This window comes from Gordonia desulfuricans NBRC 100010 (genome assembly GCF_001485495.1).
Lineage (GTDB): Bacteria > Actinomycetota > Actinomycetes > Mycobacteriales > Mycobacteriaceae > Gordonia > Gordonia desulfuricans.
The window spans coordinates 1-15,483 of the sequence record NZ_BCNF01000077.1 but is presented as its reverse complement, the minus strand read 5'-3'; the positions used below and the strand labels follow the sequence as shown (position 1 = coordinate 15,483).

At 67.7% G+C, this 15,483-nt stretch carries 14 protein-coding genes; 10 read left to right on the top strand and 4 right to left on the bottom strand.

Features of this window, described 5'->3' with window-relative positions; all coding sequences use genetic code 11:
- Positions 1 to 53: 53 nt before the first annotated feature.
- Positions 54 to 1,658 carry an MFS transporter gene (locus tag GD1_RS13130; RefSeq protein ID WP_059037414.1) on the top strand — a complete coding sequence of 535 codons (1,605 nt, stop codon included), beginning with the start codon at positions 54 to 56 and terminating at the stop codon, positions 1,656 to 1,658.
- Positions 1,659 to 1,692: 34 nt separating this feature from the next.
- Entirely contained in the window at positions 1,693 to 2,364 is a 672-nt protein-coding gene (locus tag GD1_RS13125) for a hypothetical protein (protein ID WP_059037412.1), read from the top strand.
- Positions 2,365 to 2,391: 27 nt separating this feature from the next.
- Here the strand turns inward: GD1_RS13125 and GD1_RS13120 are convergent, their stop codons facing one another.
- The gene (locus GD1_RS13120) at positions 2,392 to 4,473 is read right to left on the bottom strand and encodes a neutral/alkaline ceramidase (protein WP_373855323.1); all 2,082 of its coding nucleotides are present in this window, start codon (positions 4,471 to 4,473) and stop codon (positions 2,392 to 2,394) included.
- A 257-nt stretch (positions 4,474 to 4,730) separates the two neighbouring features.
- On the opposite strand from GD1_RS13120, the gene GD1_RS13115 reads away from it, so the two are divergent.
- From GD1_RS13115 to GD1_RS13100, 4 genes are all read left to right on the top strand, one after another.
- Positions 4,731 to 5,471 carry a (Fe-S)-binding protein gene (locus tag GD1_RS13115; RefSeq protein ID WP_053776249.1) on the top strand — a complete coding sequence of 247 codons (741 nt, stop codon included), beginning with the start codon at positions 4,731 to 4,733 and terminating at the stop codon, positions 5,469 to 5,471.
- Positions 5,468 to 6,994: a LutB/LldF family L-lactate oxidation iron-sulfur protein gene (locus GD1_RS13110; protein WP_020789650.1), complete on the top strand. Its 1,527-nt coding sequence runs from the start codon at positions 5,468 to 5,470 to the stop codon at positions 6,992 to 6,994. The genes GD1_RS13115 and GD1_RS13110 overlap by 4 nt, the downstream gene beginning before the upstream one ends.
- On the top strand, positions 6,991 to 7,674 hold the full coding sequence (locus GD1_RS13105; RefSeq protein WP_059037409.1) for a LutC/YkgG family protein: 684 nt from the start codon (positions 6,991 to 6,993) through the stop codon (positions 7,672 to 7,674). Before GD1_RS13110 ends, GD1_RS13105 begins: the two co-directional genes overlap by 4 nt.
- 252 nt (positions 7,675 to 7,926) lie before the next feature.
- The gene (locus GD1_RS13100) at positions 7,927 to 9,129 is read left to right on the top strand and encodes a hypothetical protein (RefSeq protein ID WP_169798194.1); all 1,203 of its coding nucleotides are present in this window, start codon (positions 7,927 to 7,929) and stop codon (positions 9,127 to 9,129) included.
- Here the strand turns inward: GD1_RS13100 and GD1_RS13095 are convergent.
- Together GD1_RS13095 and GD1_RS13090 are read right to left on the bottom strand one after the other, a co-directional pair.
- Positions 9,055 to 10,818: an MFS transporter gene (locus GD1_RS13095; RefSeq protein WP_439108935.1), complete on the bottom strand. Its 1,764-nt coding sequence runs from the start codon at positions 10,816 to 10,818 to the stop codon at positions 9,055 to 9,057. The two genes, GD1_RS13100 and GD1_RS13095, sit on opposite strands and share 75 nt — an antisense overlap.
- 8 nt (positions 10,819 to 10,826) lie before the next feature.
- Complete coding sequence (locus GD1_RS13090; protein ID WP_059037439.1) at positions 10,827 to 11,291, bottom strand: MarR family winged helix-turn-helix transcriptional regulator; 465 nt, start codon at positions 11,289 to 11,291, stop codon at positions 10,827 to 10,829.
- Between the two features lie 171 nt (positions 11,292 to 11,462).
- On the opposite strand from GD1_RS13090, the gene GD1_RS13085 reads away from it, so the two are divergent.
- The 3 genes from GD1_RS13085 (at position 11,463) to GD1_RS13075 (ending at position 13,681) form a co-directional block, all read left to right on the top strand.
- Positions 11,463 to 12,245 (top strand): SDR family NAD(P)-dependent oxidoreductase, encoded by a 783-nt coding sequence (locus tag GD1_RS13085; protein ID WP_059037404.1) that lies wholly within the window; start codon positions 11,463 to 11,465, stop codon positions 12,243 to 12,245.
- A 105-nt stretch (positions 12,246 to 12,350) separates the two neighbouring features.
- Positions 12,351 to 12,806, top strand: a complete 456-nt coding sequence (locus GD1_RS13080) for a MaoC family dehydratase (RefSeq protein WP_053776253.1) — start codon at positions 12,351 to 12,353, stop codon at positions 12,804 to 12,806.
- A complete protein-coding gene (locus GD1_RS13075) occupies positions 12,803 to 13,681 on the top strand; it encodes an HpcH/HpaI aldolase/citrate lyase family protein (protein ID WP_059037402.1) in 879 nt (292 codons plus the stop codon). The genes GD1_RS13080 and GD1_RS13075 overlap by 4 nt, the downstream gene beginning before the upstream one ends.
- 103 nt (positions 13,682 to 13,784) lie before the next feature.
- Here the strand turns inward: GD1_RS13075 and GD1_RS13070 are convergent, their stop codons facing one another.
- Positions 13,785 to 14,942, bottom strand: a complete 1,158-nt coding sequence (locus GD1_RS13070) for an acyl-CoA dehydrogenase family protein (RefSeq protein ID WP_059037401.1) — start codon at positions 14,940 to 14,942, stop codon at positions 13,785 to 13,787.
- Between the two features lie 161 nt (positions 14,943 to 15,103).
- Between GD1_RS13070 and GD1_RS13065 the strand changes: the two genes are divergently transcribed.
- Entirely contained in the window at positions 15,104 to 15,358 is a 255-nt protein-coding gene (locus GD1_RS13065; RefSeq protein WP_059037400.1) for a hypothetical protein, read from the top strand.
- The last annotated feature ends 125 nt before the right edge of the window (positions 15,359 to 15,483 follow it).

The following is a 15,483-nucleotide window of genomic DNA, read 5'->3' as shown; positions in this document are numbered from 1 at the left end:
GCGGAACCCGCACAAATCCCGCGAGAACACGCTGGTCAACGTACGCTCAGCGGGTGACCACCACGGACACCCGGACCAATGACGATCGGGCCCCGGCCCGCGCCAAGCTGGTACTGGCGGCACTGATCCTCGTCGCCGGCGTCGCCAACATCAACCTGGCCGTCGCCAATGTCGCCCTGCCCGACATCGGTCGTGCCCTTGACGCCAGCTCCACCCAGCTGAACCTGATCGCCGTCGGATACTCGCTCGGTCTGGCGGCGTCGGTGCTGTACTTCGGTGTGCTCGGCGACCGGTACGGCCGCAAGCGGCTGCTGGTCGCGGGCATGCTGCTCACCCTCCCGGCGTCGCTGATCGCCGGGTTCGCGGGTGACCCGAACGTGCTCTTCGGCGCCCGTGTCCTCGGTGGCGTGGCCGCCGGTCTGGCATATCCGACGACGCTGGCGATCATCACCGCACTGTGGGGTGGTTCCAAGCGGACGGCCGCGATCGCGGCGTGGTCGGCGATCGGTGGTGCCATCTCGGCGATGGGCCCGGTGCTGTCGGGTGCACTGCTCGAGCAGTTCGACTGGAAGTCGGTCTTCCTGGTCACCATCCCACTCGCGGTGATCGCCTTGGGCGCAGCTTGGTTCCTGGTACCCCGCGACGGCGGCGACACCGCGGTCAGCGTGGACAACTTCTCCGGTGTGCTGTCCATCGTGCTCGTCGGCGCGACCGTCCTGGCCATCAACTTCGCCCCGCTCGGCGACATGGGTACCGCGGTATGGATCCTTGCCGCGGTCGCGGTGATCTCGACCCTGGTGTTCGTGTGGCGGCAGCTGCGGATTCGGGTACCGCTCTACGATTTCCGGATCGCATCCCGCCCGACGTTCTGGGTTGCCGCGGTCGGCGGCATCATCATCTTCGGCACCCTGATGGGCGCGATGTTCGTCGGTCAGCAGTATCTGCAGAACGTTCTCGGCTACTCCACTCTCGCCGCGGGTGCGCTGGCGCTGCCGGCAGCCGCGGCCATGGTGATCGTGGCGCCGCAGTCGGCCAAGATGGTCGAGTCGATCGGATCGCGGTACACGCTGATCATCGGATATGCCTTCATCATCGCCGGACTGGTGGTGGCACAGGTCTTCTGGCGTGACTCGGCCTCACTGTGGGCGGTGATCGGAACCTACATGCTGATCGGTGTGGGCGTCGGATTCGCCGGAACCCCGGCATCGCATTCACTGACCGGTTCGGTGCCGGTGTCCCGTGCAGGCATGGCGTCGAGTACGTCGGATCTGCAGCGCGACCTCGGTGGGGCGATCATGCAGTCGGTGCTCGGCGCCATCCTGACCGCCGGATATGCCAAGGCGCTCACCGAGACCATCCACGATTCGCCCAATGCCGCCCAGATCAGCTCCGAGACCCAGGCCGCACTGACCAAGTCGTTCGCCAGCGCCGCCGATCTGGCCGAACGCTATCCGCAGTACGGCGAGCAGATCATCAGTGCCGCACGGGATGCCTTCGTGCAGGGTGACACCCGCGCGTACTCGGCAGCGATCGTCATCGTGGCCACCGGCGCACTGCTCGTGTGGCTGTTCTATCCGAACGCCGCGGGCGAGCGCGAGGCCATGGCGCGGTACGCTGCCGAACGTGAGGACACTGAAGTCGGTGACACGCCAACCTGATTCGCGCAGGCCTCGGTGGCATCGCCGACATCGGATGGCGACGGCCGCGCTCGCCGGTGCGGTGGTGATCGCCGCCGGCGGAATCGCCGGGTGCGCACGGCCCATATCCGGTGAACCGGTGGCGACCGGCGCGGCTGCCGGAGGTGTGAACCAGGCGGAGCCCGGCGCCACGTTCCCCACCGCCACGATCCCCACCACCGCGACAACCGCCCCGTCGAACACGCCGCGGAGCTTTCCGACGCGAACGACGCCGGGCACCCCGCGTCCCCGGTTGCGTGACCACGTCCTGCCCAGCGATTGTCTGCTGACCGGCGCCCAGATGTCGGCGCTGGCGGGAGTGGCCCTCGACGACGGGGACGACACCCGGCTGATCAATCAGGGCCGACCCGACTCGTACAACTGCAGTTACTACCTCACCGCCGGTGGCATCCTGTCGTTCACCGGCACCATCAAAGTGCAACAGCCGGAGTCGGGACCGATCACCGACGAGATCGTCGCCGGTCTGACCGAGCCGGGATCGACGACGGTGCCCGGGATCGCGCGGGCGGTGATCATCACCCCGCCCGACGACTACCCGCAGATGTGGGTGGTCACCGACGACTATGTGGTCAGCGTGGTGCTGGTGGGCAGCAACCTGCCCGCCCAGCCGTCGACCGCTGCATGGACCACCGCCGCCCGTGAAGTGGTTGCGGCACTGCCACGGTGACCGGTGGACGTCGACGAACGTACCGCCTCAGCCGACCTCGAATGCCGGGCTCACACCGGTGAACGACGACACCCGCCCCGACGCCGACTTGGCGTCACCGAAGTAGCGGATGCGGTGACGGCCGCCGGTGCCCTTGGGGATTCGCCAGACGATGGTCACCACCGACGCGGATGTGCTGCCGTTCGGGCGTTTCCAGGTGAGTTCGCTGTTCCAGCTGTTGTCGTCGGACGCGGTCACCCACGATCCGTTCTCGAAGCGTTCGACCACGAAGTAGCCGTCAGCGGGTCGGGTTCCGCCGGGGGCGGTACGGCGCACTCGGTTGGCCGGATGGGCGCCGGAGAACGACACCGACACCGTTTGTCCCGCAGCATACTTCGCCTTGGGTGCGGAGGTGACGTCACCGAACCGGGTGCCGCGCACCGGGGTGTCGGCGGGCACGGGCGTCAGCAGGTCGGGTTGCAGGCCGCTGTAGTCGGAAGGCGTGGGTCCGCGTCCGGCCCGCGGGCCGCCGGCCATCGACCGGGCAAGCTTGTCGAACTCCTGCATGTACGCGCACAGGGTGTAGCGGCCGAACAGGGTCTCACCGCCCTCGTATTGCTGCGACAGATACTCCTCCGGGGTCGTCACGTACTGGCTGTATCCATTGGAATATCCCTGTAGCAGAACATTTTCCAGAGGAACCCCGAGGGTGTCGGCGACGATCCGGCGGATGCGCAGGCCGGCGACGATGGTGAATTCCGCGGGCCCGGCCGCAAGCACGAGGTCGCCGATCCGGATGAGCTGGATCGGTAATACCTGCTGAATCCACGGGCGCGGAGGGAGCAGGCCGAGCGGGAACAGGTCGAGTTTGGGGGCCTGGATCGCCTGTACCCACGCGGGCGGGGTGGCCGAGGTGGTGGCGCCCAGTGCCGCGGCGAAGGGCAGCACCATGCCTTCTTTGAGGAAGCTCAACTGGCTACGGGTGTTGTCCTCGGTGCTGGTGGCCGCGGCACCGGCACCCATGATCGCCGGGCTGGTGCGGGCCGGCTTGCCGTCGGGGGTGTAGCGCCCGTCGATACGGACATCCGACAGGTCGACGAAGCGGTAGGCGTAGTCGATCGACCCGGTCAACGGGGTGGTGGCGCCCAGTGCCCGTGCCCCGGCCCGATGCTGCCGCTCGCCGATGATCGCGCAGTTGGCGCGACGATCCTCGGTCGGGCCACCCGGATTCATCTTGCGCACCCACAGATTCGGGGTCATGTCGCCGGCATTGGTCTGCGGGAACGCGGCGACGACACCCGGATTCTGCAGTTCGGCCAGATACGACGCATAGCCCTTGTTGTCGGTGGAGATCAGCGTGTTGGCATCGGTCAGTGACGTGCCGTGGGTGGCGAACCAGGTGATCTCGCCGATCGTGGTGCCGCCCTGCCGAAGTCGCAGGGCGGTGACCTGCGGGTCGATGTGCTGCGGGAAGTGTTTGCGGTCGGCGGCGGGATTCTTCTGGAAGGCCTCGAGCGAGCGGTTCGCGCTGGCATCGTGCAGCTCGGTGTGGCCGATCTCCAGCGTGCCCGGGGCGAGCGAGTCGTGCGCGGCGACGATCGCGTCGACGATGCCGTCGACCTCCGCCCGATAGGAGTTCTCGCGATGTCCCAGCGCGGCGAGCACATAGGCGTAGTCCCAGGCGGTGCCACCGCACGAATTGTGGTTGTGGGTCGCGTTGAGGTTGACGTTGTCCTCGGAGTACAGGTTGCCGAACCGCTGTCGCAGCGCCTTGACGACACCCACGCGATGCGACTCGAAGATGATCGCCAGGTCGGCGTTGACGAAGACCACACGCTTGCCGGTGGCGGCGTCGGCGATGATGTAGGCACGCGCCCAGACCCGTTGCAACAGGCCGGTGGCCACCTGTTCCAGGTCGGAGTAGCCCATCATGCCCTGGCCGGCGATCACGCCGGTCACATCGCCACGTCCGGCGCCGACCAGGTATCCGCCGGCCGGGTCGGCCGCCGCCGGGCCGGAGCCTGCCGCAGCCGCGCCCGCGATCCCGATGCCGACCGCTCCGGCGACCGCGGCCCCGCCGAAGAATCCTCGGCGCGACACACCCGGGCGATGTTCTGATGACGTGCTCACGTTGCGATCCCCAGTCCCCTCGGCTCCGCGCACAGGTCACCCTGACCCGACACCGTCGGTGGTGGCGTCAGACGGCGTTGGCGTGGAGTTGATCAAATGGTCAACTACTCGTTAGGTCAACTATGCACCACGGCGGCGATCATGTCATCGAGAACGGGTGACCGGACAACCGGGAGTCGTGAACGCTGCCGGGACCGGTGTCCCTGGACTACCGTTGACCCATGCCCTCAGGTCCTTGCTCAGGTCCTCCTCGCTCGATGACGGTCGCGCTGTTCGCCACCTGCTTCAACGACACGATGTGGCCCGGTACGCCCCGGGCCACGGTCGCACTGCTCGAGCGTCTCGGTGTGCGCGTCGAGTTCCCGGAGGCACAGACCTGCTGTGGGCAGATGTTCACCAACACCGGTTACGCCGACGAGGCGATCCCCGGGGTCCGCCAGTTCGCCGACGTCTTCGCCGGATTCGACGCCGTGGTCGCGCCGTCGGGTTCCTGCGTCGGATCGGTCCGCCATCAGCATCCCGGGCTCGCCCGCCGTTCCGGCGACCCCGGTCTGCAACGTGCCGTCGCCGAGTACGCCCCGAAGGTGTACGAGCTCAGCGAGTTCCTCGTCGACGTACTCGGCGTGACCGACGTCGGCGCCTACTACCCGCATCGCGTGACCTATCACCCGACCTGCCACTCGCTGCGGATGCTACGGGTCGGCGACAAACCCCTGCAGCTGCTGCGGGCGGTGAAGGGGATCGACCTGGTGGAACTACCTGCCGCGCAACAGTGTTGCGGGTTCGGTGGAACCTTCGCGATGAAGAACGCCGACGTGTCGGTGGCGATGGGCTCGGACAAGTCCGCACACGTGAAGGAGACCGGCGCGGAGGTCCTGGTCGCGGGCGACAACTCGTGTCTGGCCCACATCGGCGGCCTGCTCACCCGTGAACGCGCCGGGATTCGCACCATGCACCTCGCCGAGATCCTGGCCTCCACCGAGGAGGAGCCGGCATGACCCCGGCCCCGCTCTCGGCAGCATCGGCGGTGTCGGTCCACCCGCACGTCGGGGTCACCGCCACCTTCGTCGGGATGCCGAAGTTCCCCGAGGCCGCCAAGGCCGAGCTCGGCAACACCACCCAGCGCCGAAACCTGGCCCACGCCACCGGGATCATCCGGACCAAACGGGCGAATGTCGTCGGTGAGCTCGACAACTGGGAGGAGCTGCGGCTCGCGGCCGAGGCCGTCAAGAACCGCACCCTGCGCAACCTCGACACCTATCTGCTGCAGTTCGAGGAGAAGGCGACCGCCGCCGGTGCCACGGTGCACTGGGCGCGAGATGCCGCCGAGGCCAACCGCATCGTCGTCGACCTGGTCCGGCGGACCGGCGCCGACGAGGTGGTCAAGGTGAAATCCATGGCCACACAGGAGATCGAACTCAACGAGGCACTCGCGGCCGCGGGTATCGACGCGTGGGAGACCGACCTCGCCGAACTCATCGTGCAGCTCGGGGACGACTGGCCGAGCCACATCCTGGTGCCGGCCATCCACCGCAACCGCAGCGAGGTCCGGGAGATCTTCCTGCGCCGCATGAAAGAGGTGGGACGCCCGGCCCCTGACGACCTCACCGACGAGCCGAGACGGCTCGCCGAGGCGGCACGTCTGCACCTGCGGGAGAAGTTCCTGCGTGCGAAGGTCGGGATCAGCGGGGCCAACTTCGCCGTCGCCGACACCGGCAGCCTGGTGGTGGTGGAGTCGGAGGGCAACGGCCGGATGTGCCTGACGCTGCCGGAGACCCTGATCTCGGTGGTCGGCATCGAGAAGATCCTGCCCACCTGGGCCGATCTCGAGGTCTTCCTCCAGGTGCTGCCGCGGTCGAGCACCGGCGAACGGGAGAATCCCTACACCTCGGTGTGGACCGGCGTCACCCCCGGAGACGGTCCGCAGAACGTCCACATCGTGCTCCTCGACAACCACCGCACCGATGTCCTCGCCGACGAGGTGGGCCGAGATGCGTTGCGCTGCATCCGATGCTCGGCATGTCTCAATGTGTGCCCGGTGTACGAGCGGGCCGGCGGACACGCCTACGGCTCGGTCTATCCCGGCCCGATCGGCGCGATCCTCACCCCGCAGCTACGCGGGACGTCGTCGGCGGTGGACAAGTCCCTGCCGTATGCGTCGAGTCTGTGCGGGGCATGCTTCGACGTGTGCCCGGTGCGCATCGACATCCCGGAGATCCTGGTGCACTTGCGCACCCGCGTCGTCGACGAGAACCGCGGCGGATTTCCGTCGGGGGAGGCCGCCGCGATGAAGGCGATGGCCTGGACCTTCGCCGATCACCGTCGCCTCGAGGCCGCGCAGAAGGCCGCCACCACCAGCCACCGGTTCTTCGGCAAGCGCACCACCATCGGGGCGCTGCCGTGGCCGCTGTCGGCGTGGAGTTCGGCCCGTGACGTCCCGGTCCCGCCCGCCGAGTCGTTCCGCGACTGGTGGAAACGCGAGCGCGGCAACCGGTCCGAGGATGGCGGACCGCGGTCATGAGCACCGCTCGCGACGAGATCCTCGCCCGTATCCGCAGCGCACTCGACGATGTCGACGCCGAGTCCGCCGACGTCACCGTCGACTGGACCTATGGGCGGCCCGTCTCCACCGGTGCGCTGGACACCGTCGCCCGGTTCGCCGAACGGGTCGCCGACTACCGTGCCGCGGTGGAGCGGGTCACCGAAGACCGGCTGGCGCCCTCCATCACCGCCGCACTCATCGGGATCGCCGGACCGGTGATCGCCGATGATCGAGTCCGGCGCCGGATCGCCGCGGACATCGACTGGATCGACGACGACGCCCTCACCGCGGACGGTCTCGATGCGGTGGGGGCGGTGATCACCACCGCCGCGGTCGGGATCGCCAACACGGGCACCATCGTGCTCGACCACACCGCCGGCCAGGGGAGGCGGGCGGTGTCCCTGGTTCCCGACGTCCACGTGTGCATCGTCGACGCCGGCCAGATCGTGAGTGATGTCCCGGAGGCGGTGGCGAGGCTGATCGCCGACGGCGCCGACACCCGGCCGCAGACCTGGATCAGCGGTCCCAGTGCGACGAGCGACATCGAACTCGACCGCGTGGAGGGTGTGCACGGCCCGCGGACCCTGCACGTCCTCATCGTCGAGGCCGGGCACGTCGAGGCCGGGCAGGTCGCGGACGGCCACGGGGACGAGGGGTAGGCGAGACCGTCCGGACCATTCCGGGCCGGGTGGATCGACGATCTGAGTGGATCGGCTGATCCGACGCGTTACGACTGAGACGGAATCGTCTGATAGTCTCATCGCTGGTGTCGGGGGGCTCCGTGTTGCGCCACGAACTTACCTGCCGGTAGGTTCCAGCGCATCGATGCTCGTCCCGAAGGGGGAACCGTGTCCGCCACCACGCCGCGTCTGCGCTGGTCAGCAATAGTTCTCGCGCTGCTGTCGGCGCTGATGGGAACCGTCGTGCTCGCCGGCCCGGCCCGTGCCGCCGACATCGACCGCTACCTCGATCTGCCGCTGACCAACCGGTTTGCCGACAAGTCGGCGGGTGGCGTCAACGCGGCCCTGCCCACCGACGTCACCGTCCTGGCGAAGCTGGTCGGACAGGCCCGGGCGAGCGGCATCGATCCGCAGCGCTACCAGGCATTGCTGTTCCAGTGGCGGCTGGCGCAGGCCACCTCGACGGCGGGTATCGACCTGGCCGCGTGGAATCCGCAGAAGGGGTTCGAGGCCAACCGGTCCAACATGATCAAGTCGTACCGCCTGTACGAGGATCTGCAGATCGCACACAAGAACCTGCAGTGGGCGGGTATGGCCGGCCTCGTCGGCGCCGACTTCGGCGGCGGTATCGCCGACGTGGTGATGATGGGTGACATCTACGCCATCCGCGGTCTGCAACCCCTTGCCGCACAGATCATCGAGGCCACCACGAGCGTGGCCGGACCGGGATTCGTCGGGATCTTCCCGAAGGGACTGCAGACCCTCGCCTACGGCGCCGACAAGATCACGCCCGCCGACCTCACCTGGTTCACCAACCGGATCCTGGTGATGCAGAAGGCCATCTTCGGCGACCTGATGCCCCTGCACATGGCCTATGTGCACGACGGCATGAACGGCATCACCGAGATGCGCCGCGCCGGCGTGATCGACGATCAGGTCCTCGACGCCTGGCGCGACATCGACTCCCACGACCCGGCACGCGTCGGGCGCGGCAATGCCACACTGCTGCACCGCGAACAGTACGACGTGGTCGGGTGGCAGTTCGACGATGTCCGCAACTACCGCAAGGCCGACGGGGTGGGCGCCGCCCTGACCTACGCGATGACGCTGGCCGGGTCGCCGTCGATCGCCGGGGTCCCCGCGCTGCGTGACTTCATCCCGTTCACCTACACGACCCGTCTGGCCGACGGCCGCACCCTGTCGGTCAAGACCCCGATCGCCGACTGGGACTGGTCGGTGTTCGACCAGCGCTGGAAGTACGTGACCACCGAACTGCTGCCGCGCTACCAGAACATGGTCACCAACCACTGGGGTGAGCTGGTCGCCACCATGAAGGTGCCCTACGAGACCCAGTTCGAGTCACACCGTCCGGTCTGGAACCTGCACAAGATCCTTGGTGACGCCGCGGCGAACACCGTGGTCACCATCCGCTGATCGAGGGCCGCGCAGTGCCGATGCCGTTGCCGCACACAGCGACAAGGCGATCGACGCCACGAACACGATCACCAGGCCCTGATGGAACGGTCCCGACAACAGCTGGGGGAAGAACTCGCCCCCGGTGAGGTGTTGCTGCTGCGCCGGATCGAGGGTGTCCAGGATGCCGGTTCCGCGGAGCAGTTGCTCGATCGGGTTGCTGCCCAGCATCGCCGAGAACAACGATGTCACCGGTGGCAGGTCGGCCACCCGGGTCGCGATGTCGGCGGGGACACCCTGCTGCTGCAGACCCACCGACATCGTCGCCGGTAGACGCTCGGAGATCCCGACGATGATCAGCGAGAAGAACACTCCGATCGACAGTGCGGTCCCGGAGTTCTGGAATGTCGCCCGCATCCCGGACGCCACCCCGCGATAGCGTGCGGGCACACTGCCCATGATCGACGCGGTGTTGGGTGCGGCGAACATGCCGGTGCCGATCCCGTTGAGGGCGATCAGGAGGGCGAAGGCCCAGTACGGGAACACGATCGGCAACAACAGCAACCCGACGAAGCTCGAACCGAACAGCACCATCCCGATGGTCGCGAAGACCCGTGCACCGAAGCGGTCGGAGAGCGCACCGGTCAGCGGCCCGGAGATGAAGAAGCCGATGGTCAACGGCAGCAAGAAGATCCCGTCCCACAGCGGGGTGTCGGCGTAGTCGTAGCCGTGCAGCGGCAGCCAGATCCCCTGCAGCCAGATGATCAGCACGAACTGCAGGCCACCCTGCGCCAGCGAGGCGCACAGTGCGGCGATGTTCCCGGCGCTGAACGCGCGAATCCGGAACAGATCCAGGTCGACCATCGGTTCGGCGACGCGCATCTCCACGCCGACGAAGCCGGCCAACGATGCGACGCCGACCGACAGGAGCAGGATCACCGCCGGGCTCGTCCAGCCCATGGTGTGTCCGCCGTACGGTTGCAGCCCCATCGTGATGGCGATCAGGATCGCCCCGAGTCCCAGGGCGAACAATCCGTTGCCCCACCAGTCGATCCGCCCGGGATGCCGTTCACCGGTGTCACGCAGTTTGCGATAGGCCCAGACGGTGAAGAACAGTCCGATGGGGACGTTCACCCAGAACACCGCCCGCCAGTCCCAGGCGGCGAGGAGTCCGCCGAGGACGAGTCCGGTCAGCTGACCGGCCAGTGCCGCAACCTGATTGAGGCCCAGTGCGAATCCCCGTCGATCGGCCGGGAAGGCATCGGTGAGGATGGCGGCGGAGTTCCCGGTGAGCATCGACCCGCCGAGCGCCTGCAGCAGGCGCCACGCGATCAGCCAGACGGCGGCCCCGGATGCGTGAAAAGGGTCGAAGGACAACAGGATCGATGCGATGGTGAACACCGCGAAACCGGCGTTGTAGATCCGGACGCGGCCGTAGATGTCGCCGAGCCGGCCGAGCGTGGTGACCGCCACCGCCTGCACCAGGCGATACCCCATGATCATCCACAGCAGGAAGCCGATGTTGTGCGGTGCCAACGGATCGAGATCGATACCGCGGAAGATGGCGGGCAGGGCGATTATGACGATCGACCCGTCGAGGGCCGACATGAACACCGCGGCGGTGGTGTTCGACAGCGCGACCCACCGGTAGCCGTCGGACGGTGGCGGGGCCGAGACATCGGGGCTTTCGGGGGTTTTCGTGAGCGGGATGTTCGTGGCTACCTCCGGGGGTCGGGGGTGGGCGGCACCTGCAGTGCGTCGACGGCGCGGGCCAGGAGTGGCAGCGCCGCGGCGACGGTGTCGAGCTCGTCGTCGGTGAGGGTGGTACCCAGGGCGTCGGCGAGGGCGCGGGTGCGGGTGTTGCGGCGGTCGGTGAGGGCCGCGCAGCCGGCCGGGGTCAGGTGCACCAGTACCCGCCGGCCGTCGTCGGGGTCGGGTTGCCGGGCGATCAGCTCCCGGCCGAGCAGTCCGGTGATGGTGGCGCCCATCGACTGCGGGGTGACCTGCTCGCTGCGCGCGAGGTCGGCGGCGGTGGTCGGGCCCTCGCGGTCGAGTCGTGCGAGCACCGAGGTCTCCGGGACCGACGGGTCGTCGGGGGAGCGGATCGTCCGGAGTCGCCGGATCAGTCCGCCCAGGGTGAGGCGCAGGTCGGAGGCCACGTCGAGGACATCGGGAGACGTCATGATCATCAGTCTAGGCTTATCAGTCAAGACTGATGATCCTCTGCGCCACTCGCCAGGGAATCCGCGATATTGACTAATGGTCGTACCATTAGTAGCTTCGGAGGCAGTCGCCGATATCGCGTGCCGGACGACGTCCGGACAGGCCGAGTCGCGCGGGGAGCAGGTGATGTGATGAGCGAGATCGTGGTCAAGGACCCGGCCGACAGCGGTGCGCTGATCGTCGGCGGGACCGCCGGGATCGGGCTGCACAGTGCGTTCGCGATGGCCGACGTCGGGGTCCGGCGGATGGTGATCGTCGGGCGGACACAGGCCCGTGGTGACGATGCCTGCGAGCGGCTCCGGGAGCGCGGGGTCGACGCGAGGTTCGTCGCCGGGGATGCGCGCAGCGTCGAGGGGGCGACCGCCATCGAGGCGCAGGCGTCGGAGTTCCTCGGCGCCATCGACATCCTGATGTGTACGACGGCCGCCGACGTCCGCCCCGAACTGTTCGGCAACATCCCGGCCACCGCCATCGCCACCACGCTCGACGACCTCGTGCTGCCCTCCATGCTGATGGCGTCGGTGGTGCTTCCGGGTATGCGCGAGCGGCGTGGCGGCGTGGTGATCAACGTCGCCTCCGACGCGGGGAAGACCGCGACCCCCGGTGAGACCGTCATCGGGGCGGCGAAGGCCGCGATCATCATGTTCACCCGAGGCCTCGCCATCGAGGAGAAGCGGTGCGGTATCCGGGCCAACGTCCTGACGCCGTCATTGGTGCACGGCACCGCCTCCACCGAGCGGATCACAACCGACGGGTTCAGCGCGAAGCTGTTCGCGAGTGCGGCCAAGCAGGCACATCTCGGGGTGGCGACCGCCGACGACATCGGCGCGCTGGCGGGATTCCTGGTCACCCGCGCCGCGGCCAAGCTGACCGGACAGGCGATCAGCGTCAACGGCGGTATCTCGGCCGCCTGAGGCGGCCGGTGCCGTGACCGTGAAGGCCGTGACCGGGATGTTCGGGACGCGGTGGCCGACACGACCGACGAGACGTCAACAAGACAAACAACTGGAGGTGGCGACATGCCCGGAGTGTGGTTCGACGAGCTGACCGTGGGACAGCGGTTCGAGCATCCGATTCGACGGACGGTGACCGAGACCGACAACGTCCTGTTCACGGCGATGACGCACAACCCTGCGTTGTTGCACCTGGACGAGGAATACATGAAGGACACGCCGTTCGGTCAGCGGATCGTCAACAGCGCCTTCACCCTCGGTCTGATGGTGGGGATCTCGGTGGGCGACACCACGCTCGGCACCGCGGTCGCCAACCTGGGGTGGGACGAGGTCCGCTTCCCGAAGCCGCTGTTCCACGGCGACACCATCCACGTCGTCTCCGAGGTGATCGAACTGCGCGATTCCAAGTCCCGTCCCGACCAGGGCATCGTGACCTTCCTGCATCAGGCGTTCAACCAGAACGACGAACTCGTCGCCTCGTGCAAGCGCAGCGGCCTGCAGAAGAAGAACCCGCAGCGATGAGCGCCCCCCTCCGGTCCTTCCTGTTCGTCCCCGGCGACAGTGAGAAGAAGCTCGGCAAGATCGCCGAATCCACCGCTGACGCGGTGATCCTCGACCTCGAGGACTCGGTCGCCGAGAGTCGTAAGGCATTGGCCCGGGACATGGTGTCGGAGTTCGTGGTCGCACAACTCGGTGCGGGCAGCGGCCCCCAGCTGTGGGTCCGGATCAACCCGCTCGACGCCGCCCATGCGCTACCCGATCTCGCCGCGATCACACCCGCGGTGCCCGCAGGCGTGATGATTCCCAAGATCACCGGTCCCGCCGTTGTCGCGCGGGTCGACCACTACCTCGAGGCGCTCGAGGTGGCCCACGGGATCGCGCCCGGTACGATCCGGGTGCTCCCGGTGGCCACCGAGACACCGCTCGCCCCGTTCCGCCTCGGCGACTTCGCCACGGCCGGTATCGCACGGCTCTACGGATTGACCTGGGGTGCCGAGGATCTGAGCGCTGCCCTGGGAGCGTCGACCAACCTCGGACCCGACGGTAGGTGGGCGACCACCTATCAGCTGGTGCGCTCGCTGATGCTGATGGGCGCGCATGCCGCAGGCGTCGAGGCGGTCGAGACGCTGTATGTCGACATCCGTGACGACGCCGGACTCGCGGAGTCGTCACGCCGTGCCCGCGCCGAGGGGTTCAGCGGCCGGATCGCGATCCATCCGGCGCAGGTGGACACGATCAACGCCGCCTTCACCCCCTCCGCCGACGAGGTGGCCTTCGCCGGCCGCGTGGTGGAGGCCTTCGCCGGCGACGTGGGAACGGTTGCGCTGGAAGGCAAGATGCTCGACCTGCCGCATCTGAAGCAGGCGCAGCGGGTCCTGGCACTCGCCGACCGCTGAGTCGGCACGACAGGTCCTCGCCTGTCTAATCCTCCCCCTTCTGACGAGACCGCCGGTGTGACAGAGATTGTCACACCGGCGGTCTCGTCGATTCCGAAGTGGATCAGAATGCGGTGGAACCGCGCTTGTAGATGTCGCCGGAGATGATGCGCTTCTGGATCTCGGCGCTGCCGTCGGCCGCCACCAGGTAGGCCATCACGTCACGGTAGCGGGCCTGATGCGGGAATTCGGCTGCGTAGCCCAGGTTTCCGTGGATTCGCATGGCCACCTCGATGGCCTGCCGTGCGACCTGCGGCGGCCACCACTTGCTCATCGATGCCAGTGCCGTGTGCGGGAGGCCGGCCTCACGCGACCACAGGGCCTTGTAGCAGAGCAGTCGCGCCGCCTCGACCAGGGTGGCCTGCTCGGCGATCCCGAACGAGACGCCCTGGTAGGTCGAGATCGGCTGACCGAAGGTCTCGCGCTGCTCGGAGTAGGTCACCGCCTCGTCCAGACTCTGCCGGGCCGCACCCAGGCACATCAAACCGATTGCGGCGCGGCTGAAGTCGAAGTGGTTCATCACCGCTGCGAATCCACGGCCCTCCTCACCGACCAGGTGGCTGGTGGGGATGAAGACGTCGTCGAGGTGGATCGAGCCCCAGCCGATCGGCAGGCATCCCATCCCCAGCATGTGATGGCGGGTCACGCCTTCGGCGTCCATCGGGACGACGAAGCAGCTCACGCCCTTCGAGCGGCTGGTGCCCGGGGTCCGGGCATAGACGAGCGTGGCCGAGGCGTTCATGGCCCAGCTGATGGCGGTCTTCTCGCCGGAGAGCCGCCAGCCCCCGTCGACCGGGGTGGCGGTGGTCCGCAGGGCGCCGGCATCCGATCCGGAGCCGGGCTCGGTCAGTGCGATGGCCAGGGTCTCCCGGCCCTCGATCAGTGCGGGCAGATATCGTTCCTGGACTTCGTCACTCGAGTGGACGAGCTGGGAGCCCACCAGCCCGACCTGGATGGGCGCCGACGCCAGATTGATGTCACCCTCGGCCAGGACCTCGGTGGCCAGGCCGAGCAGCAGTGGATCCTCGGTGCCGGTGCCGCCGAACCGCTCGGGAAGCCCGATGCCGAGCACTCCCAGCTCTCCCAGGCGCGCGAATGCCTCGTACGGGAAGTCGGTGCTCGCCGCACGCCGGGTGTAGTAGGGGAGAAGTTCTTTGGTGCTGAAGTCGCGCAGCACCTTGGCGAACTGTTGTTGTTCCTCGGTGAACTCGAAGGAGATCATGGACCATCCTGACGTCGTGGTGATTGTCGCGCCCATTGGCGTAATAGATCGTATGGTACGACCAAAAAGGCAAACGATCCACCGGCCGCAGCGAGATGGGCGTCGGTGGTTGACCGTATCCTTATTTGGTCATACCATAAACACAGCGAAAGGAGGGCGAGATGCAGACCTCGCAGACCACTGCCGCTTCCGCCGAGATGGTGCGGTTCGCCCTGGCTTGGGCGCCGTTCGACACCCCGGAGGAGGAGATCTTCCTGACCTTCGGGATGCCGCCGTCGGCGTTCTACACCCGGGTGCGTTCGGCACTACGGGCGGGCCTGGTCCGCCTCGACGTCGCACAGTCGGCCGCCCTCGACGAGCATTGCCGTCGCCGGATCGGTTCAAGGCGCAATCGCAAACTGCTGCTTCCCCTGTAGGCGGTTCGGCCGACAGGGGCTTCTACACGCCTTGTCGCGTCGCAACTCGTCGGCTCAACCATCAACCGCGGCTGCATCTTTTGATGGCTGTCAACTCAACCATCAACGGACACTCGGTCATTTGG